21 protein-coding genes are annotated in these 25,916 nt (G+C 69.4%); 13 read left to right on the plus strand and 8 right to left on the minus strand.

The features are described from left to right. Positions 1-2 precede the first annotated feature (2 nt). Complete coding sequence (locus AB6732_RS12915; protein ID WP_370960341.1) at positions 3-1,091, minus strand: ABC transporter substrate-binding protein; 1,089 nt, start codon at positions 1,089-1,091, stop codon at positions 3-5. A 406-nt stretch (positions 1,092-1,497) separates the two neighbouring features. On the opposite strand from AB6732_RS12915, the gene AB6732_RS12920 reads away from it, so the two are divergent. After that, positions 1,498-1,995 carry an FBP domain-containing protein gene (locus tag AB6732_RS12920; RefSeq protein ID WP_370960342.1) on the plus strand — a complete coding sequence of 166 codons (498 nt, stop codon included), beginning with the start codon at positions 1,498-1,500 and terminating at the stop codon, positions 1,993-1,995. A gap of 274 nt (positions 1,996-2,269) precedes the next feature. On the opposite strand, the gene AB6732_RS12925 is transcribed toward AB6732_RS12920, so the two are convergent. The 5 genes from AB6732_RS12925 to AB6732_RS12945 all read right to left on the minus strand — a co-directional run bounded on the left by AB6732_RS12925 (position 2,270) and on the right by AB6732_RS12945 (position 10,675). Next, positions 2,270-3,409 carry an FUSC family protein gene (locus AB6732_RS12925; protein WP_370960343.1) on the minus strand — a complete coding sequence of 380 codons (1,140 nt, stop codon included), beginning with the start codon at positions 3,407-3,409 and terminating at the stop codon, positions 2,270-2,272. Positions 3,410-3,416: 7 nt separating this feature from the next. Further along, positions 3,417-4,730, minus strand: a complete 1,314-nt coding sequence (gene rlmN / locus AB6732_RS12930) for a 23S rRNA (adenine(2503)-C(2))-methyltransferase RlmN (RefSeq protein ID WP_307498360.1) — start codon at positions 4,728-4,730, stop codon at positions 3,417-3,419. A 163-nt stretch (positions 4,731-4,893) separates the two neighbouring features. Next, positions 4,894-8,349 carry an ATP-binding protein gene (locus tag AB6732_RS12935; protein WP_370960344.1) on the minus strand — a complete coding sequence of 1,152 codons (3,456 nt, stop codon included), beginning with the start codon at positions 8,347-8,349 and terminating at the stop codon, positions 4,894-4,896. Further along, positions 8,346-9,143, minus strand: a complete 798-nt coding sequence (locus tag AB6732_RS12940) for a DUF4194 domain-containing protein (protein WP_370960345.1) — start codon at positions 9,141-9,143, stop codon at positions 8,346-8,348. Before AB6732_RS12940 ends, AB6732_RS12935 begins: the two co-directional genes overlap by 4 nt. Continuing rightward, positions 9,140-10,675: a DUF3375 family protein gene (locus AB6732_RS12945; protein ID WP_370960346.1), complete on the minus strand. Its 1,536-nt coding sequence runs from the start codon at positions 10,673-10,675 to the stop codon at positions 9,140-9,142. The genes AB6732_RS12940 and AB6732_RS12945 overlap by 4 nt, the downstream gene beginning before the upstream one ends. 283 nt (positions 10,676-10,958) lie before the next feature. Between AB6732_RS12945 and AB6732_RS12950 the strand changes: the two genes are divergently transcribed. From AB6732_RS12950 to AB6732_RS12970, 5 genes are all read left to right on the plus strand, one after another. Next, a complete protein-coding gene (locus tag AB6732_RS12950; RefSeq protein ID WP_370960347.1) occupies positions 10,959-11,663 on the plus strand; it encodes a hypothetical protein in 705 nt (234 codons plus the stop codon). 18 nt (positions 11,664-11,681) lie between these two features. After that, positions 11,682-12,089, plus strand: a complete 408-nt coding sequence (locus tag AB6732_RS12955; RefSeq protein WP_144629534.1) for an RNA-binding S4 domain-containing protein — start codon at positions 11,682-11,684, stop codon at positions 12,087-12,089. A gap of 6 nt (positions 12,090-12,095) precedes the next feature. Further along, entirely contained in the window at positions 12,096-12,674 is a 579-nt protein-coding gene (locus AB6732_RS12960) for a helix-turn-helix domain-containing protein (protein ID WP_370960348.1), read from the plus strand. A 116-nt stretch (positions 12,675-12,790) separates the two neighbouring features. Continuing rightward, positions 12,791-14,248: a benzaldehyde dehydrogenase gene (locus AB6732_RS12965; RefSeq protein WP_370960349.1), complete on the plus strand. Its 1,458-nt coding sequence runs from the start codon at positions 12,791-12,793 to the stop codon at positions 14,246-14,248. 118 nt (positions 14,249-14,366) lie between these two features. After that, positions 14,367-14,711, plus strand: a complete 345-nt coding sequence (locus tag AB6732_RS12970) for a DUF4375 domain-containing protein (protein WP_370960350.1) — start codon at positions 14,367-14,369, stop codon at positions 14,709-14,711. Between the two features lie 35 nt (positions 14,712-14,746). Here AB6732_RS12970 and AB6732_RS12975 read toward each other — a convergent pair whose 3' ends face one another. Next, a complete protein-coding gene (locus tag AB6732_RS12975) occupies positions 14,747-15,754 on the minus strand; it encodes an Lrp/AsnC family transcriptional regulator (RefSeq protein WP_370960351.1) in 1,008 nt (335 codons plus the stop codon). Between the two features lie 113 nt (positions 15,755-15,867). On the opposite strand from AB6732_RS12975, the gene AB6732_RS12980 reads away from it, so the two are divergent. From AB6732_RS12980 to AB6732_RS13010, 7 genes are all read left to right on the plus strand, one after another. Then, positions 15,868-17,298 carry an MFS transporter gene (locus tag AB6732_RS12980; RefSeq protein ID WP_370960352.1) on the plus strand — a complete coding sequence of 477 codons (1,431 nt, stop codon included), beginning with the start codon at positions 15,868-15,870 and terminating at the stop codon, positions 17,296-17,298. Beyond that, entirely contained in the window at positions 17,295-18,470 is a 1,176-nt protein-coding gene (locus AB6732_RS12985) for an amidohydrolase (protein WP_370960353.1), read from the plus strand. Before AB6732_RS12980 ends, AB6732_RS12985 begins: the two co-directional genes overlap by 4 nt. 210 nt (positions 18,471-18,680) lie before the next feature. Then, positions 18,681-20,885 carry an RICIN domain-containing protein gene (locus tag AB6732_RS12990; protein ID WP_370960354.1) on the plus strand — a complete coding sequence of 735 codons (2,205 nt, stop codon included), beginning with the start codon at positions 18,681-18,683 and terminating at the stop codon, positions 20,883-20,885. A gap of 101 nt (positions 20,886-20,986) precedes the next feature. Next, positions 20,987-22,006 (plus strand): LacI family DNA-binding transcriptional regulator, encoded by a 1,020-nt coding sequence (locus tag AB6732_RS12995; RefSeq protein ID WP_370960355.1) that lies wholly within the window; start codon positions 20,987-20,989, stop codon positions 22,004-22,006. A gap of 133 nt (positions 22,007-22,139) precedes the next feature. After that, complete coding sequence (locus AB6732_RS13000) at positions 22,140-23,012, plus strand: fumarylacetoacetate hydrolase family protein (RefSeq protein WP_370960356.1); 873 nt, start codon at positions 22,140-22,142, stop codon at positions 23,010-23,012. A 163-nt stretch (positions 23,013-23,175) separates the two neighbouring features. Then, the gene (locus AB6732_RS13005; RefSeq protein WP_370960357.1) at positions 23,176-24,390 is read left to right on the plus strand and encodes an amidohydrolase; all 1,215 of its coding nucleotides are present in this window, start codon (positions 23,176-23,178) and stop codon (positions 24,388-24,390) included. 286 nt (positions 24,391-24,676) lie between these two features. Then, positions 24,677-24,838: a hypothetical protein gene (locus tag AB6732_RS13010; protein WP_181282109.1), complete on the plus strand. Its 162-nt coding sequence runs from the start codon at positions 24,677-24,679 to the stop codon at positions 24,836-24,838. A gap of 405 nt (positions 24,839-25,243) precedes the next feature. Here AB6732_RS13010 and AB6732_RS13015 read toward each other — a convergent pair whose 3' ends face one another. After that, entirely contained in the window at positions 25,244-25,894 is a 651-nt protein-coding gene (locus AB6732_RS13015; RefSeq protein ID WP_370960358.1) for an MBL fold metallo-hydrolase, read from the minus strand. Positions 25,895-25,916: the final 22 nt, after the last annotated feature.

Consider the following 25,916-nt stretch of genomic DNA (forward strand, 5'->3'; position numbering starts at 1 on the left):
GGTTACTTGCCGGCCTTCTTGGCTGCGGCCGCGATCTGCTCCAGCACGTTGTCCAGTGCCCACGGCAGGCTCAGCGGGGAGGACGCCGAAAGGGACAGGGTCACCGTCTTGTCCGTGAAGGCGGCCAGCGCGTCGTTCTTGACGGCGGGGATCTGGCCGAGCAGCGGATCCTTCTTGATGACGTCCACCGTCTTGCCGTCCGGCACCCACGTCACGAACACGTCGCTCGCCAGTTCATTGGCCTTCTCCGCGGACCAGGGGACGTAGAACTCCTTGTTTCCCTTGCTCTTGTCGGCGATCACGGGTGCCAGGGTCATGCCGGCCTCGGAGAGAAAGCGCGGGCGGTTGTCGTTGGCGGTGTAGACGTTCAGCCCGCCGTCCTTCGCGCCCGGTTCGAGGTTTCCGAAGATGAAGGTCTTGCCTGCCAGCTCCGGGTAGGCGGCGGCCTTGTCCTTGATCTGCTGCTCGACGTTCTTGACGAGTTCGTTGGCCTCGGCCTCCTTGCCGAGGGCCTTGCCGATCATCGTGGTGGCGGTCTCCCAGGGGGTGCCCCAGGCGAGTTCCGGGTAGGCGACGACGGGCGCGATCTTGGAGAGCTTCTGGTAGTCGTCCTTGCTCAGGCCCGAGTAGGCGGCCAGGATGACGTCCGGGTTGGTCTTGGCCAGCTCGGTGAAGTTGATGCCGTCGGCCTCGGAGTACATGGCGGGGGCCTTGGCGGTGCCGAAGGAGGCGCCGAGCTTCTCCAGGGCGGCGTCCTTCCACGGGGTGGAACCCTTGTCGTTGCCGCCCCACTCGACCTTCGGAACGCCGACGGGGACCACCCCGAGGGCGATGGCGACGTCGTCGTTGACCCAAGCCACCGTGGCGACGCGCTGCGGCTGAGCTTTGATGGTGGTCTCGCCGTACACGTGCTTGATGGTCACGGGGAAGGAAGCGGAGCCCGACTGCGCCGGCGCGCTGTTCGAGGCGGTGCCGCCGGCCGGGCCCGTGGCGCAGGCCGCCAGGACGACGGCGGACAGGGCGGCAGCGCCCAGGCCGGCTCCCGTCCGGAGCAGGGTGCGGCGGCTGGGCTGGTTGACGTCGGACGACATGCGGGCTCCTCGAGGAACAATGAAAGGTACTTAGGCAAGGCTAAGCTATTTCTGCGGCAAATACGTTAAGTTTTTATCACTTATTGCTCCGAGCTGGGAATCCTCCGTCGCCGATGTGACGAAGCGCACGTTCCCCGGGGCGCGCTACACTGAAGAAGTCGGAAAAGACGCTTTCACATCCCGGTGCCGTCCGGGCAGAGGAGTTGAGCATGCGCACCAGTACCGTGCCTCATGCCGCGGATCGCGGGGTGGCCGTCATGGCCTGCTGCGCACCCGTGCCCTCCTCCTCTCACCACTGAACCGCCGGTTCCTCCTCGCTCAGACCCCGGGCATTCCTCTGCCCGTTGGCGTCCTCGGAGCGACCTCGCGGCGGTTCTCCACCGACTCACCGTGAAAGCACAGAACCATGCAGCAACCCAGCGCCCAGAAGATCCGCGCCTCCTTCGTCAACGCCAGCCGCTCCGAGGCTTCCAAGCTCAACCTCCCCAAGGACTTCGACTCCCTGGACTGGGAGAACCTGGACTACCTCGGCTGGCGGGACCCCAAGATGCCCCTGCGCGGGTATCTCGTCCTGCCGTCCGACGACGGCAAGCTCACCTCCGTCCTGCTCCGGGCGCCGGAGGGCGGGGCCCGGAAGAACCGGTCCGTGCTCTGCGAACTCTGCCGGGCCGTCCACGCCAAGAACGATGTGTTCCTCTGGGTGGCCCGCCGCGCCGGCCAGTCCGGACGTGACGGGAACACCGTCGGCACGTTGATCTGCGCCGACTTCGACTGCAGCGCCAACGTGCGCGTGGAGCCGCCGAAGAACGAGATCAACCCGGACCCCGCCGTCGTGGTGAAGGAACGCATCGTGGGCCTGAAGGACCGCGCCCAGCTGTTCCTGGACCGCGTCCGGGGCCTCTGAGGCTCACGGCCCGGGGTCCCGCGGGCTGAGTTCGTGGGTTTCGAGCGTCCACGTCCTGAGTTCGTGGGTTTCGGGTGAGTTCGTGGTTTCAGCACACGAACTCACCCGAAACCCACGAACTCGGCAGCCGGAGCCCACCCGATCCCGGCAGAACCGGCTGAGTTCGCTGAGTTCGCTGAGTTCGCTATTGAGGGTGTGAGTCCGCTACATCGTGTAGCGGACTCACACCCTCAATAGCGGACTCGGCAGACGGGGCGGGCGACAAGACCCAGACTCAGCCCCGGCGGGACCCCACAAGCCGCCGGAACACCGCCGGCGCGATCACCACGAGCAGCCCGACAGCCGAACCGATCACGGTGTCGATGAGCCGGTCGTGGAACAGCGCGCCCGGCTCCACCGGAGCGACCAGGAGCGTGGACAGCAGGGCCAGCGGGGTCACGAGCACCTGTGCCAGGAAGTACTGCCGGGTGATCAGCAGCTCGACGCCGAACTGGCACAGCGCGATGAGCACCACCATCTGCCACACCTCCGGCCGGAGCGCCACGATCGCGCCGAGCACGGCCAGACCCACGACGGTGCCGAACACACGCTGAAGACCCCGGGTCACGCGATGCCGGGTGGAATGCCCCACGAGCGGCACCACGGACGCGACCATGGCCCAGTAGTTGTGCCCGAACCCCAATGCCTGGCCCACCGCCGTCGCCACACAGCCCGCGATGGCCGGCGCCACGATGTATCCCACGGACTCGATCCACACCATGCGCTGCTCCGCGGGAGCCACCCGGATCCGCCAGACCCTCCGCAGCTCTTTCCAGTTCAGCGGCGTGCGGTGGGACGGCCTGACACGGGACAGGAGGCCGATGCCGAGGCACAGGGCGATCGTGAGGATCGAAGTCAGCGCCACCTCCCAGAGGGGCGGCTGATGCGGGACGGACGCCACGGCGGCGAAGGCGAAGATGTAGAACAGGGAACCCGCGGGGCGCAGATGCCACAGCCCGGCGATCACCGAACAGGCCCACGCGACGCCGGTGGTGACGGCCACGCTGACCCAGGGGTCGAGCGTCCCACCCGGGCTCTGCCGGGCCAGGAGCGTGGCGGCCATGAGCACCCCGAACATGAGGAGACCGGCCCGCGCCTGCGTGACCACGCGCATCCGGTGCGGCTCGTTACGGCCGTAGATGCCCGTGAACGCGGAGAAGTTCGCGAAGATCGCGAGGTCCAGACGTCCCGTCAGAACCAGGAGGAGCAGCGGCAGGAAGAGCCCGAGCGCCACGCGGGCGGCCGGGTGATGATCACGTCCCGCCGGCCCGATGCTGAACAGCATCTCCCGGAAGAACGTGCCCACGGATCGCGCCGCGCCACCGGCGCCCCGGCTGTCGCCGGGCGCCTCGTCCAGTGCGCCGCTCCGAGTCACGTGCCGCTTACTCCGCCGCGGCGAGCTGCCCGCAGGCGCCGTCGATCTCCTTGCCGCGGGTGTCCCGCAGCGTGGTGGGCACGCCGGCGTCGCGCAAGGTGGTGACGAAGAGGTCCTGGATCTCCGGCTCGGAGGCCGTCCAGATCGAGCCGGGCGTCGGGTTGAGCGGGATCGGGTTCACGTGGACCCAGCCACGGCCGCGCCGGTTGAGCTTCTTGGCCAGGAGGGCGGCACGCCAGGCATGGTCGTTCATGTCCTTGATGAGCGCGTACTCGATGCTCACGCGGCGACCGGTCTTGCGGAAGTAGTCGTACGCGGCATCGATGGCCTCGTCCACGTTCCAACGGTTGTTGACCGGGATCAGCTCGTCCCGGAGCTCGTCGTCCGGGGCGTGCAGGGACAGCGCGAAGGTGACAGGCACGTCCTCGTCCGCGAGCTTGCGGATCGCCGGGACCAGACCGACCGTGGACACCGTGATGTTGCGGGCGCTCATGCCGAGGCCCTGCGGGGACGGGTCGACGAAACGGTGCACGGCGGCCATGACGCGCTTGTAGTTGGCCAGCGGCTCACCCATGCCCATGAAGACGATGTTGGTGACGCGCTCGTCGTCGTGTTCCTTCTCGCCCAGTTCGCCCGCGGCGATGGCACGGTTCGCGGCCACCACCTGGTCCACGATCTCCGCTGTGGACATGTTGCGGGTCAGGCCGGCCTGGCCCGTGGCGCAGAACGGGCAGTTCATGCCGCAGCCCGCCTGGGAGGAGACGCAGAGGGTGATGCGGCCGGGGTACCGCATGAGCACGGACTCGACCAGCGCGCCGTCGAACAGCCGCCAGAGGAACTTGATGGTGTTGCCGTCATCCGTGCGGAGGCGGCGGACCTGCGTCAGGAGCGGCGGGAACATGGCCTCGACCAGTTCCTCACGCCCGGCCTTGGGCAGATCGCTCATCTGCTCGGGGTCCGTGGTCCAGTGCTGGAAGTAGTGCGTGGAGAGCTGCTTGGCGCGGAACGCGGGCAGGCCGAGCTCCTTGAGCTTCGCGGCGCGCTCGTCCAGCGTCATGTCCGCGAGGTGCTGCGGCGGCTGCTTCACGCGCGGCGAGGCGAACTGCAGGAGCGGGCGGCCCTCGGTGGTGCGGGCCTGCTCCCAGCCTTCGGCCGCGGGGCGGACCTGCGGGCGGTCCTCGGTGAGAGCGACCTTCGCGACCGCTTCACCGTGTGCCGAACCCTGGATCTTGGCGGGCACGACGCCGGCACGCGCCGGGCGCGCGGAAGCCTTGCCGTTGCTGGGCGTTTCGGAGCTGGGGTTACGGGGTGAGGAAGCCATCACCTTCCATTGTCCCACGGCTGCCCGGCGGCCCGACAGCTCCCGGGCCCCGGTCGACGCCGCATCCCGCCGAACCCCACGTGCCGAAACAGTGAGTTTCCGCTGAAACAGTGATCAGAACACACTGTTTCAGCGGAAACTCACTGTTTCGGCGGGGAGAGGCCTACCCCAGCCGGATGTCCACGGGGTTCGCCTCACTCCGGGGCTGACCTGGGGCGGCCTTGCCCCCGATCGGCAGGACGCCCGAGCGGTTCGTACGGCGGTCCCGCAGGATCTCCGTGACCGATCCGAGGTGGCGTGAGAGATCGATCACGTTCTCCGGCGCCGCCAGAAGCAGCTGGAAGCCGAACTCGTGCAGCGCGGCGATGCCCTGGCCCGCGAACTCCTCGCTGGCCAGCACGAACGCCTCGTCCATCATCACGGTGCCGTAACTCGTGAAGCCCTGCTCCGCGATGCCCAGCTGGTAGCTCAGGGCCGCCGCCATGATGAAGGCCGTGAACCGCTGCCGCTCGCCACCGGACATGGACCCGGTGTCCGAGTGCATGAACACCTCGGCCCGGGGCTCCTCGCCCTCCACCTGGACCATGCGGTGCTCCTTGCACGCGATGAACAGATGCCCACGGACGTCCAGGACCTCCGCCCGCCAGCGGCGGTCCTCCGGCGCCTGGGAGGAGAGCCTGGTGACCAGGTTCTCCAGGGTCTTGTAGCGGATGGTGAGCTCGTCGTCGTCGGCAGTGGCACCGGCCGTGCCCCCGGTGGGCACCGTCTCCGCGCCGCGGGCGGGCCGGACCCGCAGAGCCCGCGAGATGGCGTCCTTGAACGCCTTGGCGCTCGGCGGGACCGTCTGCTTGATGTCGAGTTCCAGGTGGCTGCCCTCGTGGAAGTCGACGCCGGCGAGGATGCCGTTGAGGGGCAGGATGCGGCTCGTGATGGCGCGCCGCTCCTCGTCCAGAAGGTGCAGCAAGGTGGAGAAGGACTCGTGCGTGCGCTGGTTGAAGAATGCCCGGAACTCATCCTCCTGGGCGGGCAGGCCGTCCCGGACGATCGCGTGGTAGCGCTGTTCGTAGTCCGGCGCGGCCCCGATCCCGGTGCCGTGATCCGCCGAGACGGTGCCGCCCCAGCGGCGGGCGAAGGAGTCGAAGATCCTGGTCAGGCGCTCGGCCGTGGCCTGCGCGGAACTCTCGGCCCGGTGCAGCTCGTCCTGCAGGGCGGATCGCACGCGCACGGCGGCCAGGTCGAGCTCGGCGATGTCCCCGAACTCCCCCATCTCCTCGAAACGCGGGGCCAGCGCCTCCACGGTCTCCGGCGACGGCGGGTTCTCCGCCACGCGCTTGCGGGCGGCGGCGAGCAGTTTGTCGGCGGAGACGAGCTGCGCGTCGAGGGCCTTGTACTCGTTCTGGAGGACGGCCGCGGCTTCGGTGCTCTCCTGGTGCTGCCTCCGGGTCTGCTCGACCTTGGCCCGCAGGGGCTCGAGGTCCGCCTGGGCCGCGAGCGCATCGGCTAGACGGCGCTCCAGCCGCTGCACCTCCTCGGCCGCGACCTCCGCGGAGACCTCGCTCCACTCCCGGTGATCCGCGGCGACCCGGCGCAGGGCCTCGAGCTGCCGGGCCACGCCCTGGTGCGAGTCCTCGCGGTCCTGGGCCACGGTCTCCGCGGCCTTGAGGGTCTCCCGCAGCTCGGCGATCCGGTCCTGGACCATGGCGACCTTGCTGGCGTTGTCGAAACCGAGCACGAAGTCCCGGCGCGCGGCGAAGCGGTCGTCCTTCTCCACGGTGTGGCTGTTCCGCTTGACCACGCCGCCCATGGACAGGCCGCGATCCAGCCCGGCGAGCTCGGCCGGGTCCTCGACGCACGGATACGCGTAGTCCAGCGCGATCCGCTCGCGCAGCCATTCGACCGCCGTCTCGCGGGCCGGCGTCAGCCCGGCCTCCAGGAAACGCAGCTTCGCGAGGAGGTCCCGGGGTTCCACGGCGGACAGAGCCGCTTCCGCACCGGGCAGCACGCGGGAGACGTCCACGGCGCGCAGGGCCCCGCGGATCGTGGTGCCGTCCAGGAACTCGGTCACGCGAGTGAACAGCTCGCCCGGGACCAGGAGCGTGGTGGCGAGATTGCGCAGGGCGCGCTCGGCGGCGGGACGCCACCGGTCCTCCTCGGGGAGCAGGTCCATCAGCTCACCCGCGAACGGCAGCTCGGAGATCTCGACCTCCAGCGCCGCGGCGATCGCGGCCCGGTTCTCGAGGGCCGGCTGCGGCATGAGCGACGTGCCCGACTGCAGGGACCGCAGCTCCTTCCCGGCCTCCTCCAGCTCGCGCTTGGCGGTGGCGTGGGCGTCGAACGCCTCGAAGCGGAGCGCCTTGAGGGACTCGGCGTCGCCCGTCAGCTCGGCACTGCGCTGCTCGGCCTGCTGGTGCGCCTGCGCCCAGCCCTCGGCCGTCCACTGGAGCTCCAGGCCGGCGTCGCGCAGTTGCTTCTGCACGGTCGTCTCGAGGTCACGCCGGAGCCGCTGCGCCAGCCGCGCGTTCTCCAGCCCCGCCTCGATCGAGGCGATCGCGTTGCCGCCCTGGTTGTTGTAGTCCAGTTCGAGTTCGCGCAGCTGCGCGGCGAGCGCGTCACGGCTCATCCGCTCGGCCTTGAGGGCCTGCGCCTTGTCCGCGGCGAGCGCCTTGAGCCGCGCCACGGTGTTCTCATGCACGACGACGGCGAGCGCCTGCCGCTGCGCGTCGAACTCGGTGCCGCCCAGGGTCCGGAGGCGGTTGGCTTCCAGCAGGTGGCGGGCGTAGTCCTTGTTCAGCTGCGGGACGGGGGCGAGATCATCGCGCTGGAGGCGGACGTCCTCGAGCCGCTGACGGATCGAGATGAGGTTGCTGAACTCCTCCACGACGGCGTCCGCGGCGTCCAGCGTGGCGGGCGGGTCGAGGACCTGGTCGCGGAAGAAGGTGTTGACGCTGCCGCCGAGGCCCTTGCCGGCCTGGATGACGCGCAGGAGCGGCAGGGCCTGGTCGCTGCCGATGCCGAGGATGCGCCGGAACCGTTCGGCGAAGGTGCGGTGCACGTCGAACACCTGCGCGCCGGGGAAGGCGTCCTCGAGGGCCGAGCGCGTGAAGCGTTTGTGCGCCAGGGTCTCCAGCACGTCCACGTCGAGCGGGACGGAGTCGATCATGTAGTGGCGGCCCACATTGGCCTCGGTGCCGTTCTTCGGCAGGTCGAAGAGAGCGGAGAGCGTCACCGTGGTGCCGGCGGCGTTGTCGAAGGTCAGCGCGACGGCGGACCAGGTGGCGCCCGGGCGCTGGAAGGCGCTCGTGGCGCCGTCCGTGGTGGCGCGGTCGCCGACCTTGCCACGCATGTAGGTGTAGGTGGTGCGCTTGTCGTCCACGGCGCCGCCCATCCGGGCCGCGGCGGCCTCGTTGGAGCGGGGACGGGCGTCGAACACGCGGAGCATGGCGTCGAAGAGTGTGGACTTGCCGACGCCGGAGTTGCCGGTCAGGAGGGTGCCGCGGCGGTCGACGTGCATGACGTGGGCGCCGTGGAACGTGCCCCAGTTGACGAGTTGGACGCGCGCCAGGCGCATCTGGCCCGGGTTGATGTCATCACCGATGGGCAGCAGTGCGGGGATGCTCATGCCTGCTCCTCCTCGTGGGTTCCGGGCTCGTCCGTCGGCTGGTCAATCGGCTCGACGTCCGGCTCGACGTCGCCAGGGTCGGCGTCGTCCGGCTCCGCGTCCTCACCGGCGTCGTCGATGTCCAGGAGCGCCTGGGTGCCCACCGCGTCCTCCGTGGCGTGCTGGAGGCGTTCCAGCTGCGCGGTGATGGCGGTGATGCTGTCGAACGGGAGGGCCAGCGGCAGGGCGCCGCTGATGCCGTAGACGTTCTCCAGACCGGTCGGCAGGAGGAGCTGACGGGCGCGGAGCTTCTCGACGGCGGCCTGGACGGTCTTGGCATCCCGGTACGCGTCCTGCTCCGCGGCGGGCTGGTAGTGCGCCACGATCTCCGCGATCTCCTCCAGGGTGACCGTCGGCTCCGTCTGGGCCTCGCTGTGCCGGTCGAGGAGGAGGCGGAGGCGCAGCAGGACGATGGTCTCCACGCGGCTGAGCGCGCGCTGCTGCCGGAGCAGGCTGGACCGGGCGTTGCCGCCGAGCAGCTCCGGATCCACCGGACGCAGGACGGCGATCTTGCGTTCGTGGTCCAGGTGCAGGGTCAGGAACAGCTCCGAGAGGCGTGACCGGAGGACCTGCTGATGATCGGTCAGCGTGGTCCACAGTTTCTCGTCGCGCCCGCCGTCCACATAGGGACCCTTGAGGAGGCGCACCAGGGCATGGCGCAGCCGCAGCGGGAGGACGCCGGTGTCGCCGGGGTAGAGCTCGGCCCCGTCCACGAAGGTGTCCCGGGCGTCGACGCCGTGGATCTGCTCGCTCATTCCTGTCCTTCCTTCGTGCGTTGCCTGCGCTTGGTGCTCGACGTCGGCGGGGTGCCGGCCGCGGCGCCCGCGTCGCCGCCGGCGCCACCGCCGTCGTCGTCCGCTCCGCCCGGGAGTGTCACGAGCGGCACGGTCGCCGCCCGCAGGCTGCCGTCCACCTGCTCGAACTCCACGCTTTCCTGACTCGCGGCCGAGAAGGCCGCCCCCGAGTTGAGCGCTTCGGACAGCAGGGCACGGATCGAGTTGATGTGCCGTTCCTGCGGCGGGAGGGCCGACCAGGCTCCGCCCACCGTCTGAGCCCCGGCCAGGGCGGTCCGGATCAGCGCGGGCTTCGCCTTGGGCGTCCGCGGCGCGCGGGTCCGGTCCTGCTCGGCGAAGTCGATGGGATCCGCCAGCCGTGGCGGCTCCTCGAATTCGTCCGGGTCGAACAGCTGCACCATGGAGATCGATTCCAGCACGCCGCCGAACAGCTCCGGAGCGGCCGCGAAGCCCGGCTTGTCCCGCTCGTAGGGGAGGCCGCGGACGGCCTGCTCGGCCTGCCGCAACGCCTGCCGGAGGCGGAGCGAGTGCCGGAAGTCGTCGCTCTGGACATAGGTGTTGAGGCTCTCGGAGAGCTTGCCGTAGATCCGTTGGATCTGCGCGTGCTGATTCCTGAGCTCGGACACGAGGCTCTTGAGGGTTTCCCGGTCCTCGGCGGCGAGGGTGTCCGCGAACTGCCGGCTGAGCACCTCGGCGATCGCCGAGCGGAACCGCAGCTGCTGCTGCGGGTCCTCCAGGAACGCGGTGAAGGAACGGAAGGTCCTGCCCTCAGGGCTCTGGCGGAGGATGCGGTCCTGTTCGAGCACCTGGGCCATGGTGGCGCCCTTGGTCAGGGACTCCTCGATGATCTGGTTGCGGAGCTTGCCCACCAGGTCCTCGATGCTGTCGCGCATCTTCTTGTAGTCGGCCGGGAGGCTCGCGGCGAGGTCCAGGATGTTCTCCGTGGCCTCCACCGCCTCGTCCTCGTCCAGCAGCCCGTCGAGTTCGCCGGAGGTGATGCCGCGGATCAGGTCCTCGCGTTCCTGGATCTCCTCGCGGAGGGACTCCAGGCGTGCCGTCTGGTCCGGGTTGGTCTCGTGGGCCAGCTTCTCGACGTCGTTCAGCAGCGTGCCCAGGCGCGAACCGGTGAGCGTCGAGCGGGGTGAGCTGAGGCTGTCCAGGAACGCGAGCACGCGGGAGGCGGCTTCGGTGAGTTCGTAGACGATGTGCCCGGAGTGGTGGCGACGGGTCACGAACTTCCGGCGGGTCCATTCGTCGGCCACGGTGCGTCCCGTGTTGGCGCCGGCGATCGCCGGGTCCGTGGCGCGGAGCTCCTCCAGGCACAGGTCCAGTTCCGCGTGGAACTCCTCGAGGGTCAGGCTCGGGCGCGTCCGGGTGAAGGTCGACTGGAGCACGGCGATCACCCACGGGGCCGACCGGGTCAGCGCCCAGGCGGGCCCCTTGGTCAACGATTCGAGGGTGGCGAGCCGTCGCGAGAGGTCCGTGGTGTCCATCGGGCACACCCCTTTCCTCAACCTCGCGGCCCCGCGCCGAGCGAGGCATGCCGAAAATGACCAGCTTTAAGGGTACGCGGGCCGCGCGGCGGGTCCGGACCTGTCATTTTTCATCACAAACGAACTACGATTCCGCAACGGACCCGACACGTCGTTCCCCTGACCGTCCCCCGGTGGCTACCGTTGAATTTCAGAGTTCCGTCAGGGCGCCGTAGGAAAGCGCCCTGGCACCTGGTCTGCACACCGCCAAAGGGGATGACGGCGAATGACATCTGATACGACCATGATCTTGAACCTCACCTTCGTGGGGACGCTGATGATCGCTGCCTTCCTGGCGGCCCTGGTGCTCTTCGCCGGCTGCATGGCGCTGGTCTTCACGGGGCTCGGCCGCCTGGTCTATCTGGGCGCGACCCGGCTGATCGGCGCGGGCCGCACGCTGAGCGGCCGCGTGGTCGCCGCGCGCCAGACCTCGGGTCACCAGATCTCGCACGACGACGCCGACGCCCCCGCGCCCGCGGCTGTCACCTCCTCTGCCGCGCGCGACAGCTCTGAGCGGGTTCCGGCCCCGTCGTCCAGCACCGCCGCGGCGGCTTCCGGAACGACCACGGGGAACGGCAAGTCCGGCCTCATCCCGTCCTGGCGCAAGACCGCCGGCCCCGACGCCGCCCCCGCAGGGGACGCGGCGTCCACCGAGAAGCCCGCGCCGTCCGTGACGGTGAAGCTGAGCGAACCGGAGACGCCCGCCGCCGAACGCGCGGGACTCCGCGCCGAACCTGTCCCGGAGCAGGCCCTGGAAACCCGCCCGGAGCCCGCCGTCGCGGTCACCCCGATGACCACTCCCGCGGGCGGTCCCCGCACCGGGAAGAAGGCCGCGCCGAAGAGCTCCGGACGGAGCGCCCCGCGGCCGACCGGCTCCGCCAGGAACACCGTTCCCGGCATCCTCCGGCCGTCCCAGGATCCGGAGGAACAGCACGCCAAGGGCGCTTAAGGCGCATAATCAATACCCATGGCTGCCCCTTCCGGGACTTCGTCCCTTTCCAAGTCCGCGCCCAACGCCGTCCGGGTGGATGCGTGGCTCTGGGCCGTGCGCGCCTATAAGACCCGCTCTGCGGCCACGGCGGCCTGCCGGGCGGGTCACGTCCGGCTGAACGGGAACCCGGTCAAGGCGTCCCAGATCGTGATCCCCGGCGATGAGGTCCGCATCCGCATGCCCGGCTACGAGCGCATCCTCGAGGTGCGCCAGCTGATCGCCAAGCGCGTGGGGGCGGAGGCGGCGTCGCACGCGTTCACGGACCGCACCCCGCCGCGCCCGCTGGCCCCGCAGCTCGGCATCCCGGTCCGGGACCGGGGCACCGGGCGGCCCACCAAGAAGGACCGCCGCGAGATGGACCGGCTGCGCGGTATTGCAGAATAGGTGACCATGACGGACATCCTGGACTCGCTGGCCTCCAACGTCCGCCGCCTGCGCGAGCTGCACGACCTTTCCCTGTCCCAGCTGAGCGAACGGTCCGGCGTCGCGAAGGGGACCCTCTTCAAGGTCGAGCGTGCCCAGACCAACGCCAGCCTGGAGACGGTCCAGGCCATCGCCCGGAGCCTCGGCCTCCAGGTGACCGACTTGCTGACGGCCGCCCCGGAGCCCGCGGTGGAGATCGTGCTGGACGGTGAGGGCGAGGAGATCACCGATGAGACCGCCGTGGGGCGCGTGCTGCGCCGTCAGCTCGTCGGGGCGGGCACCGTGGAGATCCACGCCAAGACGTTTCATGAAGGCAAGGTCCAGTTCTCGGTCTCACACGGGACTGGCGCCCGGGAACATGTGTTCGTCCGGTCCGGGTCGATCCGGCTCGGCCCCACGGGCCAGGAGATCCTCGCCCCTGCCGGGAGCTACGTCACCTATCCCGCCGACCGGGCGCACCGCTGGCAGGCCGAGGGCGGCGAATGCCTGGTCTGGATCGTCCACACCTTTCCCCGCACGACGCCGCTCCACGCCACCCACCCTTGACTCACCGTGACGGGCGTCATATTTTAGTGAGCAGAGTGTTCATTTCACAGCAATGATCGTTCATTCTGCAGTCGCGGCGGCGATGGCGCCCCCGCGGTCATCGAAAGGATCATCAGATGCCTCTGCTCGACCCGGCCGTCTGGGACGGCAAGATCAACATCGGTGGCTGGAAACCGGGGCGCTCCGGCACCGCGCCCAGCATCGAACCGGCCACCGGGAACGTCCTCGGTCACCATGGGGTGGCCGGCGTGGACGACGTCGCGGAGGCTGCCGCCGTCGCTCGCGCCGCCCAGTCGGACTGGGCCGCCCGCGCCCCGGAGGAACGCGCGGCCGTGCTGCGGCGCGCCGGCTCGCTCTGGGAGGAGCACGGCGCGGAGATCCAGGGCTGGCTCGTCCGGGAATCCGGCGGCATCCCCGCCAAAGCAGCCCTGGAGACGCATCTCGCCGCCCACGAATGCTATGAAGCGTCGGCCCTGCCTTCGCATCCAGCAGGGGACGTGCTCAGTTCGAACGACGAACGGTGGTCGTTCGCACGGCGCCGCCCGGTGGGCGTGGTCTCGGTGATCGCACCCTTCAACTTCCCGCTCATCCTCTCGATCCGGGCGGTGGCACCCGCCCTCGCGCTCGGCAACGCCGTCCTGCTCAAGCCCGATCCGCGCACCACGGTGTCCGGTGGAGTGGCCCTCCTGCGGATCTTCGAGGAAGCCGGGCTCCCCGCAGGACTTCTCTCGCTGCTCCCGGGCGGCGCTGACATCGGAGCCGCCGTGGTGGAGGCCCCCGAAGTGCGGGTGATCGCCTTCACCGGTTCGACGGCGGCCGGCCGGCACGTCGGCGAAACGGCGGCACGCCATCTCAAGCGGGCCCACCTCGAATTGGGCGGCAACAACGCGCTCATCGTGCTGCCCGGGGCGGATCTGGACAAGGCCGTGTCCGCCGCGGCTTTCGGATCCTTCATGCACCAGGGACAGATCTGCATGGCGACAGGCCGCCACATCGTGCACGAGTCCCTCTACGAGGCCTACGTGGAAAAGCTCGCGGACAAGGCCCGAGGACTGCCTGTGGGCGACCCGGCCGCGGAGCAGGTGGCTCTGGGACCGATCATCGACGAGACCCAGCTCAAGCGCGTTGACGCGGTGGTGCAGGAGGCAGTGCTGCACGGCGCCCGGATCGCGGCCGGCGGCACTCATGAGGGCCAGTTCTACGCCCCGACCGTGCTCACCGGCCTCGACGCGGACAATCCGGCCTGGTCACAGGAGATCTTCGGACCGGTCGCGCCCGTCATGGCGTTCAGCACCCTGGACGAGGCGGTGGAGCTGTGCAACAACAGCGAATACGGGCTGTCCGTGGGCATTCTCGGCGACGTCGGCCAGGCGATGAAGCTGGCGGACCGTATCGACTCCGGGAAGATCCACATCAACGAACAGACCGTGTCGGACGAGGCCAATGCGCCGTTCGGCGGGACGAAGTCCTCCGGGAACGGCTCCCGGGCCGGCGGGGCGCAAGCCAATCTGGAGGCGTTCACCGAGGTCCAGTGGCTCACCATGCGCCCGGAGATCGCGCCGTACCCCTTCTGACAGCTGAGGCACGTGACTCCGGGTCGGTACGGGTCGTCGATCTGACCGGGGATAGCATGATGACGCGGCAGACATCTGGGATTTTTATGAGCAGTCCGGCGACCAGGATCGTTCGGGCATGAGCCCCGAGCATCGCGGCCTGCTCGCCATCTGCGACCTGCGTCAGGAGGTCAACTCCGGCGGGTTCGACGGTTACTTCTCCGCCTGGGGCGGTGACTCGGCGCCGGATGCGCTCGGGGCATTGCCTCCGATTCTCGGTCAGGAATGGGCCGACCTCCTTGACGCGGCGATGAGGCTTTTGGGCGAAACCTACCCATCCGGCGCAGATGAACGCGAAGATCTGATCGGCGAGCTGGAACTCGACGATGAGCTGGACGCACTGGACACCCGGTACTACGCCTTGGAATCCCGTACCGACGCCGACGCCACCCTCACCTCATACCTCGAGGCGCACCCGGTCTGACCGGCCCCGGCCGCCCAGGCCCCGCGTCCGTCCCCTCACCCACCCAGAGGCAGCGGCACCACGCCGACAGAACGCCCCGCGCGGTCCAGGCGGCGCCCGGACCTCTTGTCGGTCCGCACCACGGCCTGCCGCCCGATCACGACCGCGCTCGGGATCTGCTGGAGCACCCGCAGTTCGAGGGCGTGGACCTCCAGGAGGTCGCGCACCCAGAACGTGGCGAGGAGGTTGCCGCGCCCGAGGACCTGAGCGCTCACCCGGCAGCTGGGCTGGTCGGCGAAGAACCGGCCCGCCTGCTCGAGGTGCGCCGCGGGCACGCTCAGCACGATCGTCACCTCCCGGTGGCGCGGGCGGAAGGCCGTGGAGAAATCGCACCGCAGCGTCACGTGACCGCCCGCGAGGAGCTGTTCGGTCCGCCGTCGCGCGGTCTGCGGGGAGACCCCCACGCGGGCGGCCAGCTTCTCCCAGCCTGCCCGGCCGTCATCGCTCAGCGCAGCCACCAGGGCCGCATCCACCGCGCCGAGTCTGGCGGGCCTGCGGTTCGGCGCGCCACCGCCCAGGGCCCGTTCCTGGCCCGGATCCAGGGTGCCGAGCCTCCATTGGGTGCCCTCCCGGTGGAGACGGGTCGCCAGGACCACCTCCCAACGGGTCACCCCGGGAAGCCCGGACAGGACGCCGGAGATCGCGTCCATGAGCTCGTCGTAGCCCGGGGCGAAGCAGTCCGCCATGACGTCGAACTCGCCCGTCATCCGCGAGACCGTGCCGAAAGTGGGGCTCGAGCAGAGCGCGTCGAGCACCGCCTCCTGGCGTTTCGGCGCGGTGGAGAGGAAGAGGAACGCCGAGGAACCCGCGTCCAGATAGCGCGGTCCGGGGGCGAGCGTCACCCAGGCGTCGCCGCGCGCGCTCAGCGCGGCCCAGCGCCGGGAGACGGTGGTGGGCGCCAGGCCGAGCGTGGTCCCGAGCACGGCCCATTCCGCGCGCGGGTTGATCTCCAACGCTCCCGCGAGCGCGAGGTCGACTTCGGAAATTTCGGCATTTTCGGTCATGTGGACGCCATCTCTGGAGGATTCAAGCAATTTCGCCGCAGCAGGGGCGGATTCTCCTAGCTTAGTGATGTCCATCACGGGCGCCGCACGGCGCCGTCCCGAGAGTTGCCGCCATGAAAACCAGCACCCCCGTCCCGCCCTCCACCCGGACCAGCGTCCTCGGCCTGATCGTCGCCATGGCGCTCGTCGAGGCCCTGTCCGGGATCACCCAGGGTTACCTCAACCCCATCCTCCCCGCCCTCGGTCCCGAGCTCCATCTGGACGACCCGACGATCAATGGGCTCTTCCTCATCTCGAATGTCGCTTTCGCCGTGCTCACGCCGATCATCTCGCGCCTCGGGGACAGCTGGGGCTGCCGCCGGGTCCTGCGGCTGTCCACCGTCACGGTGGCCGCCGGCGCGGTCCTGATGGCGGTCGCCCCCAGCCTGCTCACCATCTCGGTGGGCGTCGTGCTGCTGACCTGTGTGGTCGGCTTCATCCCGCTCATGATGGGGATCCTCCGCGCCACCCGGCCGGAGAGCACCCGCAGCGGAGTCGGCGCCATGATCGGGACCCTCATGATCACGGTGGGCGTCGGCGGACTGCTGGCGGGCATCGTGGGCGCCGAACGGCCGACCCTCGGCTTCTGGGTTGCCGTTCCCTTCGCCGCCCTCGCGCTCGTCGCGTCCTTCTTCCTGCCGGAGGGCCTGCCCGCCACGCGCGAACCCCTCGCGCTCCTGCCGCTCGCACTGTGCAGCCTGGGCCTCATCGGTCTCGTGACCGCCCTCTCCATGGGCCCCGACTGGGGCTGGCTCTCTGCTCCGACCCTGGTCAGCGGCCTGCTCGGCGTCGTCCTCCTGGCTCTCTGGGTGAAACTCGACCTGCGCAAGAGCACGACGACGACGGCGCCCCGCCGCTTCATCGACCTCCACCTGCTCGCGGTCCCCCGCGTCCGGACGGTCACCGTGGCGACGTTCCTCTTCGGTTTCTCCTCGATCAGTTACTTCGGCAGCAACGGCCTGTTCCTGCACGCGGACGCCGCCACGGCGGGGTTCGGCTTCGGCATGGGCCCGCTGGACATCGCCGTGGTGCTGGCGGCCGCATCGGCCCTCGGATTCCTGTCCTCCCTCGCCGTGCCGCCGCTCATGGCCCGGATCGGCGAGCGCGGAGGCCTCGTGTGCGCCGCGGCCGTGCTGGCTCTGGGCTTCCTGCTGATGGGCCTGCTCCACGGATCGGCGGCCGGGTACGTGGCCGGATTCGGGGTCTTCTACCTGGGCCTCGGCATGTACCAGTCCGCCACCCGGACCCTCAGCGTGGAAGGCGTCCCCGTGGAGGAGACCTCCACGGCCGCCGGGCTCAACGAACTGGCCCTCTCCGTCGGCATCTCGATCGGCGCCGCGGTGGTCCGGCTGATCTCCGCGGCGTCGGCGGTGGACGGCAGGATCCCGCTCAGCGGCTTCGTCACCCTGTGGGTGGTCCTCGGCCTGGGCGCCGTTCTGGCGGGAGTGGTGTCTCTCGGATATCCGAAGCGGACCGCCACCCTCCCCGAAGGACTCCCGGCATGACCGGCACGACGGAGCCCGGGACGGAGACCCTGATCGCCGAAGCGGTGGATCGCTGGCGGCCCGGGATGCTGGACCTGAGCCACGCCCTGCACGCCGATCCCGAGCTCAGCGGGGAGGAACACCGGGCGGCGGAGCGGGTGCGGGCGCTGCTGGCGGAAGCCGGATTCCGGTTCGACATCCCCCAGCCGGCCGCACCCACCGCGCTGCGGGCCGAGTCCGGGGAGGGTGAGCTGGTGGCCGTGTTCTGCATCGAGTACGACGCTCTGCCGGGGATCGGCCACGCGTGCGGCCACAATGTGAATGCCGCCGCGACGCTGGGAGCCGCCCTGGCCCTGGCCTCCGCCGCGGTGCCGCTGGGCCTCACGGTCCGTGTGCTCGGGACTCCCGCCGAAGAGTCCCATGGCGGCAAGGTCGACCTCCTGGAGGAAGGGATGTTCGACGGCGCCGCGATGGCCTTCATGGTCCACGCGAGCGGGGAGGACGCCGTGGGCAACTCCTCCCTCGCCCTCGGCTGCTGGGATCTCACTTTCCACGGCCGGGCCGCACATGCCGCCACCGCGCCGGAGGAGGGCGTCAACGCCCTGTCCGCCCTGGTCGTCGCCCAGACGGCGGTGGGACTGCTGCGGCAGCAGCTGCCGCGCGGCGTCGTCGTGTCCCATGTGGTGACCGACGGCGGGTCGGCGCCCAATGTGATCCCGGACCGCGCCTCGGCGCGACTCGAGGTCCGGGCGCCACGGCGCGACCAGCTCGACGCCGCGTGGGCGGCCGTGCGACGGTGTTTCGAGGCGGGCGCCCACGCCACGGGGTGCACGCTGGAGATCGAGCAATCGGGCAACGTCTTCGCGGATCTGCGGCAGGACGGCTTCCTCGCCCGCGCGTATGCGGAGGCCATGGAACGGCGCGGCCGGAGCGTTCCCCTGCGCAGCGATGCGGTCGCCTCGACCGACATGGGCAACGTCTCCCACCGGGTGCCGAGCATCCACCCGATGGTCGGTTACGACGTCGGCGGGGCCGCTCACCACACGGCGGAATTCGCCCTGGCGGGGGCCGGGACGTCCGCGGATCTCGCCGTCGTGGACGCCGCGTACGGGCTCGCCGCCGCGGCCGCCCGCGCCGCCCAGGATCCCGTCGAACGCCGGAGGCTGCTGGAGTCCGCTGCTCGCCATCCCTGACCACCCACGCCGACCCCGTCCGGGAAACCGTCGCCGAAAGGCTATTCCCGGACGGGGAATCGTGTCGTAATGTTATCGATGCCACGCACGTTCTCAACGATGGATGAGGGGTCGGTGCAGCGGAAGACCCACGGGTCCGCGCGCCGGGCTCCGGGGGCGTCCTCAGGTTTGTGGCGGCACATCGACCAGCTCAACGCAGAGGAATCGTTCATGAAAACAGCCAGCATCGGCGCCGCGGCGGTGGTGTGTCTCCTCGGAGGCACCCTCACCGCCGCCGCGTCCGCCCCGGCCTCGGCCGCGACCACTTCGGACTACACCGTGTCGACGGGCTCCGTCGTCCAGGTCGGCCACGCGACGGACACCCCCGCCTGGCCCTACATCGACAAGGACGGCTCGTTCTACTTCCAGCAATCGGCGGCGCTGTACGGGGCCACCGAGGCCCGGCGCTGGGACTTCTACACCGGCACCACGCTCGACACGGCGACCTTCAACTCGACGCTGAGCAACTACACCAACCCGTCGAACTCCTCGGATTCGAACGGCAACACCACCTCGCGCTGCAACAACAGCCCCACGGGCGTCTCCGCCACGTTCGCCCCGGACACCTCGTCCTACTCCCAGAAGAACTACTGCGACCTCACGGGCGTCTGGGTCGACCCCGACACGGGCGACTGGTACGGCCTGGTGCACAACGAGTTCACCCCGAAACCGTTCGGCGACGGCGTCCACTACGACGCGATCGACTACGCGAAGTCGACTGACCAGGGCAAGACCTGGACCATCACCGGCCACGCGATCACCTCGCCCTACAGCACCACCCGGAACGACACCACCGCGTTCCCCAACCAGACCTACTACTACGGCGACGGCGACCCCCGGCTCGTCGTGGACACCGCCTCGGGCTACTTCTACGTCTTCTACGGCTCCCGCGTGATCAACAAGAACGGCGGCTGGGCGGCGCCCGGGTTCGCCGAGCACGTGGCGCGCGCCCCGATCAGCCAGAAGATGGCGCCGTCGTCCTGGCAGAAGTACTACAACGGCAGCTGGTCCACCCCGGGCGTCGGCGGGGCGGAGAGCACCATCGTCTCCACCTCGCAGAGCAGCACCGGCTACCTGCCCTCGAACCTCGAGTACAAACCGTCCAACACCGGCAGCGTCGCAGCCCAGGCCCAGGCCGGCCAGCTCCCCGCGAACGGCTCCGATCTGTTCATCCTGAACGTCTCCTACAACGCCTACCTCGGCATGTACATCGGCACCCCGCAGACCGATCTGGGCGACGGCGTCAACCGACCGCTGCACTTCTACGGCACCACGGATCTCGCCACTCAGAAGTGGGTGGATCTGGGGACCGCGCCGAACTACACCCAGCAGTCCTGGTACCGCTGGCTCCTGGACGGGACCAACGCCACGAGCACCGCGATCGTGGGCAAGACCTTCCGGTCCTATTGCTACTTCGCCTGCTCCGTCCCCTCCGGATCGACGCAGGCCTCCAGCTCGGAGTACGTCAACGTGACCATCGACGCCGCGAACCCCGCCCGGACCATCGACGCCACGAAGTCGTACCGCATCCAGTCGGCGGCCGGTCAGTCCCTCAACCAGAGTGGGACCTCCGCTCTCTCCACGGTGGCGACGTCCACCGCGGGCAGCACGGCCGCCTGGAAGTTCACGCCCACGGGTGACGGCGCCTACACGATCACCAACACCTCGTCCGGCCTGGCGCTCGGCGTGAACTCCGGCTCCACCGCCAACCGCGCCTGGGGCGCCGCCATGAGCCTCGCCTCGCTGCCCTCCGGCGGGGCGACCCAGGGTCAGCAGTGGTTCGTGATCTCGAAGGTGAGCACACCGAGCGGCTCCGGCGCCACCGTGAGCACCGGCACCTACAGCCTCGTCAACCGTTACAGCGGACTCGTCCTCAGCCTCACGGGCTCCGGCAAGACCGCGCCCGCCAGGACCTGGATCAACAGCGGCAGCGCCGGCGACACGAGCACCCCGGCAGCCCAGACCATCACGCTCGCCCAGGTCCCGACCACGGGCCAGGTGCGGGGCGTGGGCTCCGGACGCTGCCTGGACGTCCCCAACTCGGCCACCGCGAACGGCACGCTCCCGGACCTCTGGGACTGCAACAGCGGCGCCAACCAGAAGTGGACCACCGCGGCCGACGGCACCGTGAAGGTGTACGGCGCCAAGTGCCTGGACGTGCCGAACTCCCAGGCGAGCGCGGGCTCGGCGGTGGAGATCTGGGACTGCAACGGCGGCGCCAACCAGCAGTGGACGGTCAATGCGGACGGCACCATCCGTTCGGTCCTGTCCCCGACGCTGTGCCTCGACGTCACCAACGGCTCCACGGCCAATGGGGCGGGGATCCAGCTCTGGACCTGCACGGGCAACGGCAACCAGCGGTGGACGCTCGGCTGAGCCTCCGTCCTGACGCCCAGCAACCGACACCCACGCGCTGACACACGGCCCGGGCCGGACACGACCGTCCGTCCCGGGCCGTGCCGCGTTAGGATCACGGGGTGATCGAGCCTCTGAAGAAGCCCCGCAGGGCGCCGGGGATGGTCGACGTCGCGGCACTCGCCGGCGTCTCGGCCCAGACGGTCTCGCGGGTCCTCCGCGGGCAGACGAATGTGCAGGACAGCACCCGGGACAAGGTGCTGGCCGCCGTCGAGCAGCTCGGCTACCGCCGCAACAACGCGGCGCGCGCCCTGTCGTCGGGCCGCAGCCGGGCATTCGGGATCGTGCAGCTCCAGACGGGCTACTACTCGCGGACGGCGATCATCTCGGGCGTCGAAGCCGCGGCGCGGGAGGCAGGGTACTCGCTGAGCGCCGCCACGAGCCCCTCCCTGGATCCGGCAGCCATCGAGGAGGCCATGTCGGTGCTCGCGGATCAGGGCGTCGAGGGCATCATCCTGGCTCTCCCCCTGATACATGCCACGCGCGGTATAGAAGAACTGACGCGGGCGATCCCGACCGTTTCGATCGACGGCTCCCGGACCTCCGCCACCGAAGTCGTGGCGGTCGACCAGACCCATGCCGCCCAGCTGGCCACCCGGCACCTGCTGGATCTGGGGCATCGCTCGGTGTGGCACGTCTCCGGCCCGCCGGAGTGGCATGACGCCGCGAGCCGCAGCGCCGGCTGGCGGCAGACGCTTGAGTCCGCGGGCATCGTCCCGCCCGAGGAGCTGGTGGGCGACTGGTCACCCGAGTCCGGCCATCGCCTCGGCCTGGAGCTCGGACGCCGGCCCGAAGTGACGGCAGTCTTCGTCTCGAGCGATGAGATGGCGTTCGGCGTGATCAGAGCGCTGCACGAGCTCGGCCGATCCGTCCCGGAGGACATCTCCGTGGTGAGCGTGGATAATATTCCGCTGGCGGAATACTGCTCACCACCCCTCACCACCGTCGCGCAGCCGTTCGAGGAGATGGCGCGGGTGGCGGTCGATCATCTGCTGCGCCACATCTCGGATCCGGCCACGCTCACAGTCGATTCGATCGAGCCGAGGCTGATCGTGCGGGCCTCCACGAGCGCCCCGCGCTGAGTCCGTCCTGACAGCCAGGGCTGAGTCCATCCGTGCGGCCGCAGCCATGAGGCCCGGCCCCAGCGCTTGTTCCCCGTGACGGGCGTCGCAGTCACATTTCCCCCTCACCCCAGCCTGCCCGGACACTGGTGGCATGACCCTCAAGTTCGCCCGTTTCGGCTCCCTCGGGGCCGAGGAGCCCGTGGTGGTTGTCGATGACGCCAACGGCCGCACCCGGCATTTCAGCCTCCTGCCCCTGACGCAGGACATCGACTCCGCCTTCCTCTCCCGCGACTTCGTGGCCGAGACCCGGCTCGCCCTCGACGCCGGGCGGCTGCCCGCCGTCGAGCCGTCCGCCCGGATCGGCGCCCCGGTGGCGCGCCCCGGAACCGTGGTGGGCATCGGCCTGAACTACGCGGCCCACGCCGCGGAGTCCGGGCTGGAGCCGCCGGCGTCGCCGGTCGTGTTCCTCAAGCCCGCCAACACCGTCGCCGGACCGTACGACGAGTTCCCGGGCCTGCCCGGCAGCGAGCAGCTCGACTGGGAGGTGGAGCTCGGCCTGGTGATCGGCCGTCCCGCGCACCTCCTGGCCGACGAGCACGAGGCGCAGGCGGCCATCGCCGGCTATGTCCTCGCCAACGACCTCTCCGAGCGCTCCCTCCAGCTGGGCGGCGCGGGCGGCCAGTGGACGAAGGGCAAGTCGCTGCCCGGCTCCACGCCGCTCGGCCCATGGCTGGTGCCGGCCGTGGGCGCGGACGGCACGCCCTTCGACGTCTCCTCGCTCCCCCTCGCCACGCGCGTGAACGGTGTGGAGTGCCAGCGCTCGACGACGGCGGACATGGTCTTCCGCGCCGCGTTCCTGGTGCATCACGTCAGTCAGTTCATGGCTCTGGAGCCGGGTGACGTGATCATCACGGGCACCCCCGAAGGCGTCGCCATGTCGGGCCGCTTCGAGTACCTCAAGCACGGTGATGTGGTCGAGATCGAGGCGCCGGGCCTGGGTGCGCAGCGCATCGTCGTCGGCTGACCAGGCGACTTCCCTCTCCGTCCCTCCCAGGCTCGCGAGACGCCACTTGGGCACCATGACGCACTCGGACAACGTGCCCAAGTGGCGTCTCGCGAGTCTGGCGAGGAGTGGGCATCCCGGCGCGGCGCTTCCTGTGGTTGCTCAACGCAACTAGCCTGGGGACATGACTCTGGATCTCACCGCCATATACAAGGACCTCCACAGCAACCCGGAACTCTCCTTCCAGGAGACCCGCACCGCCGGCATCGTCGCCGGGCACTTGCGTGAGCTCGGCTTCGAGGTGACGGAGGGCGTGGGCCGGACCGGCGTCGTCGGCGTCCTGGCCAACGGCGTCGGCCCCACCGTGCTGCTGCGCGCCGACATGGACGGCCTGCCCGTCGAGGAGCAGACCGGTCTCGACTACGCCAGCACCGCCCGCGGTACCGATCCGGACGGCAACGACGTCCCCGTCATGCATGCCTGCGGCCACGATGTGCACGTGACCTGCCTGCTGGGTGCGGCCGAGCTGCTGGCCGGGTCCCGCGAGGACTGGTCGGGCACGCTCGTCACCGTGTTCCAGCCAGCCGAGGAAGCCGGTGGCGGTGCCGCGGAGATGCTCCGCGACGGTTTCCTGGATCGTTTTCCGCGTCCCGATGTGGTGCTGGGACAGCACGTCGCGCCGATCCCGGCCGGTTTCATCGGTCTCACGCCCGGCCCGGCGATGGCCGCCGCGGACAGCCTGAGCATCACGCTGCACGGTGTGGGCGGTCACGGCTCGCGCCCCGAGGCGACGGTGGACCCCGTGTACCTCGCAGCCAATGTCATCAACCGTCTGCAGGGCGTGGTCTCCCGCGAGATCAGCGCGCTGGACACCGCCGTCGTGACGGTGGGCCAGGTCCACGCCGGGACCAAGAACAACATCATCCCGGACAAGGCCACCCTCGGCCTGACGGTGCGCAGCTATCGCGAAGAGGTCCGTTTCAAGCTCCTGGAGAGCGTGGAGCGCGTGGCCAAGGCGGAGGCGCAGGCCTCGGCCAGCCCGAAGGAACCCACGATCGAGTACTTCGAGCGCTTCCCCGTCACGGTCAACGACCCGACCGCGAGCGAGCGGGTCGCCGCCGTGCTGCGGGGCGTGCTGGGCGAGCAGCGGGTGCTGAACCCGGGCCCGCTCTCCGGCAGCGAGGACGTCGGGGAGTTCTCGACGGCCGCGGATGTGCCGCTGGTCTACTGGTTCCTGGGTGGCGGCGAGCCGTCCCTCGCGGAGATCGTGGCGAAGACCGGCCGGATGCCCGACGACATCCCCTCCAACCACTCGCCGTTCTTCGCGCCCGTGATCGACCCGACGCTGGACAACGGCGTGAAGGCCCTGGTGGCCGCCGCGCGGGAGTTCCTGAGCTAGGTCACATCCGCAGGGGCAAGCGGGTGCTCGCCCCTGCGACCGCGCATCGATTGACAGCCACCGTAGAACTTCACGGCGTCGTTCAGCGGGCGTGGCCGTTGGACATCGGACTCGCGGAACCCCGCGTTTCTCCGGACTGCTGCCGGAGGCCCTGCCATTCCGGTCTGAGGGAGCCCCGAGCGCCCCTGAGGGGCTGCGATTTTCGACAGGAACGTCACGGCTCAACGGGTATAGCCTGGGACCGACCACACCGAATGGCTCATACCGAGCGGATCAAGGAGCTGTCATGGGACACGACAAGAACGACGAACTGCGCGAAGAGCACAACGAGCAGGACGAGCAGCGCCAGGAACGCCGCGACGGCGAATTCTTCGAAGGCACCGACGGCGCCGAGCTCGGCTCCCAGGACCGCCGCCGTGAAGAAGGCGACGAGAAGAAGCACCACTGATCAAGCCTTTCCCCGGCTGAATCCCGAAGATTCTCCGGGACCGAATCCCCCGACGGGCGCGCACTGGCGCACCGGCCGGGGGATTCGGGCACAGAGCGGATGACGCGGATTCGGGTCCGATTGACGTCAACATCGGGATATACGCCACCCGGAAGGCTGCTGCGCGTGGGGCACTCAGAACCAGACCGCTCCCTGGCTACCGATTACCCCAGCCACTGGGTTAGGCCTTACCACAACGTAAATGATCAGTTCCGGTTGACCGGAATCGAAACCGATGAGGACAACCAGGAACGGAGCGGCTGCAAGACCGAACGGCGGGCAGCACCTCAGTCCACGATCCCACAGTCCGGACAAATCGTCGGCCCAGACCTCTCCACAGCTCGAGCCGCGGCATCTGAACGACGACTACGCCAGCTCCACCTTTCTCGGTCCGCCCAATCGCTGATAGTGAATAGTGCCCAGCAGTTCAGAAAGAACCTGGTCGGTCAGGCCCACACCGCCCTCATTGAGATCCCCGTCGTGAATCGGCACCACGAGATCTGGACTAACATACTTCGCATAATCTACTGCGTCAGCGATGCGCATCCATGGCCCACTGATCGGCAGAAGAAGCACCTGGATATCCTCGAAATTTGGAATTTTAGGATAGGCGTCCCCAGGGTGGAGTATGCGGGAGTCGACCAGATAAGCCACATTCTTTCCGGCAGGAACTGACGGGTGGATGGGAGCATGGTCCACGACTATGGGTACAGCACGAACACCACCGACGATAATTTCGCCACCCTTCTCAACCGAGGTGAGAGAATCAACGGGTGCGCCTTCAGCCTGGAGTTGATCAACGCATTCTTCAGGACCCCAAAAATGGCGGCCGCTATTCGCGGTAAGCGATTGAGCAATCCGGTGGGTATCAAAGTGATCCGGATGATCATGCGTGACAAAGATCGCATCGCAGTAATTGAAGACCGAGTCGGGCGCTAAGACGCCTGGATCAATGACGATCAAATGGCCGCCAGACTTTATCGAAATGGTTGAATGACCTTGAGTGGTGATTGTCATCCTCGTCATTCTTACATCAGCT

Source organism: Arthrobacter sp. RCC_34, assembly GCF_041360795.1.
Classification (GTDB): Bacteria; Actinomycetota; Actinomycetes; order Actinomycetales; family Micrococcaceae; genus Arthrobacter_E.

Coding starts and splice junctions, on each gene's coding strand:
- AB6732_RS12915 (WP_370960341.1), bottom strand. CDS start 1,091: ATGTCGTCCGACGTCAACCAGCCCAGCCGCCGCACCCTGCTCCGGACG.
- AB6732_RS12920 (WP_370960342.1), top strand. CDS start 1,498: ATGCAGCAACCCAGCGCCCAGAAGATCCGCGCCTCCTTCGTCAACGCC.
- rlmN (WP_307498360.1), bottom strand. CDS start 4,730: ATGGCTTCCTCACCCCGTAACCCCAGCTCCGAAACGCCCAGCAACGGC.
- AB6732_RS12935 (WP_370960344.1), bottom strand. CDS start 8,349: ATGAGCATCCCCGCACTGCTGCCCATCGGTGATGACATCAACCCGGGC.
- AB6732_RS12940 (WP_370960345.1), bottom strand. CDS start 9,143: ATGAGCGAGCAGATCCACGGCGTCGACGCCCGGGACACCTTCGTGGAC.
- AB6732_RS12945 (WP_370960346.1), bottom strand. CDS start 10,675: ATGGACACCACGGACCTCTCGCGACGGCTCGCCACCCTCGAATCGTTG.
- AB6732_RS12950 (WP_370960347.1), top strand. CDS start 10,959: ATGATCTTGAACCTCACCTTCGTGGGGACGCTGATGATCGCTGCCTTC.
- AB6732_RS12955 (WP_144629534.1), top strand. CDS start 11,682: ATGGCTGCCCCTTCCGGGACTTCGTCCCTTTCCAAGTCCGCGCCCAAC.
- AB6732_RS12960 (WP_370960348.1), top strand. CDS start 12,096: ATGACGGACATCCTGGACTCGCTGGCCTCCAACGTCCGCCGCCTGCGC.
- AB6732_RS12965 (WP_370960349.1), top strand. CDS start 12,791: ATGCCTCTGCTCGACCCGGCCGTCTGGGACGGCAAGATCAACATCGGT.
- AB6732_RS12970 (WP_370960350.1), top strand. CDS start 14,367: ATGAGCCCCGAGCATCGCGGCCTGCTCGCCATCTGCGACCTGCGTCAG.
- AB6732_RS12975 (WP_370960351.1), bottom strand. CDS start 15,754: ATGACCGAAAATGCCGAAATTTCCGAAGTCGACCTCGCGCTCGCGGGA.
- AB6732_RS12980 (WP_370960352.1), top strand. CDS start 15,868: ATGAAAACCAGCACCCCCGTCCCGCCCTCCACCCGGACCAGCGTCCTC.
- AB6732_RS12985 (WP_370960353.1), top strand. CDS start 17,295: ATGACCGGCACGACGGAGCCCGGGACGGAGACCCTGATCGCCGAAGCG.
- AB6732_RS12990 (WP_370960354.1), top strand. CDS start 18,681: ATGAAAACAGCCAGCATCGGCGCCGCGGCGGTGGTGTGTCTCCTCGGA.
- AB6732_RS13000 (WP_370960356.1), top strand. CDS start 22,140: ATGACCCTCAAGTTCGCCCGTTTCGGCTCCCTCGGGGCCGAGGAGCCC.
- AB6732_RS13005 (WP_370960357.1), top strand. CDS start 23,176: ATGACTCTGGATCTCACCGCCATATACAAGGACCTCCACAGCAACCCG.
- AB6732_RS13010 (WP_181282109.1), top strand. CDS start 24,677: ATGGGACACGACAAGAACGACGAACTGCGCGAAGAGCACAACGAGCAG.
- AB6732_RS13015 (WP_370960358.1), bottom strand. CDS start 25,894: ATGACAATCACCACTCAAGGTCATTCAACCATTTCGATAAAGTCTGGC.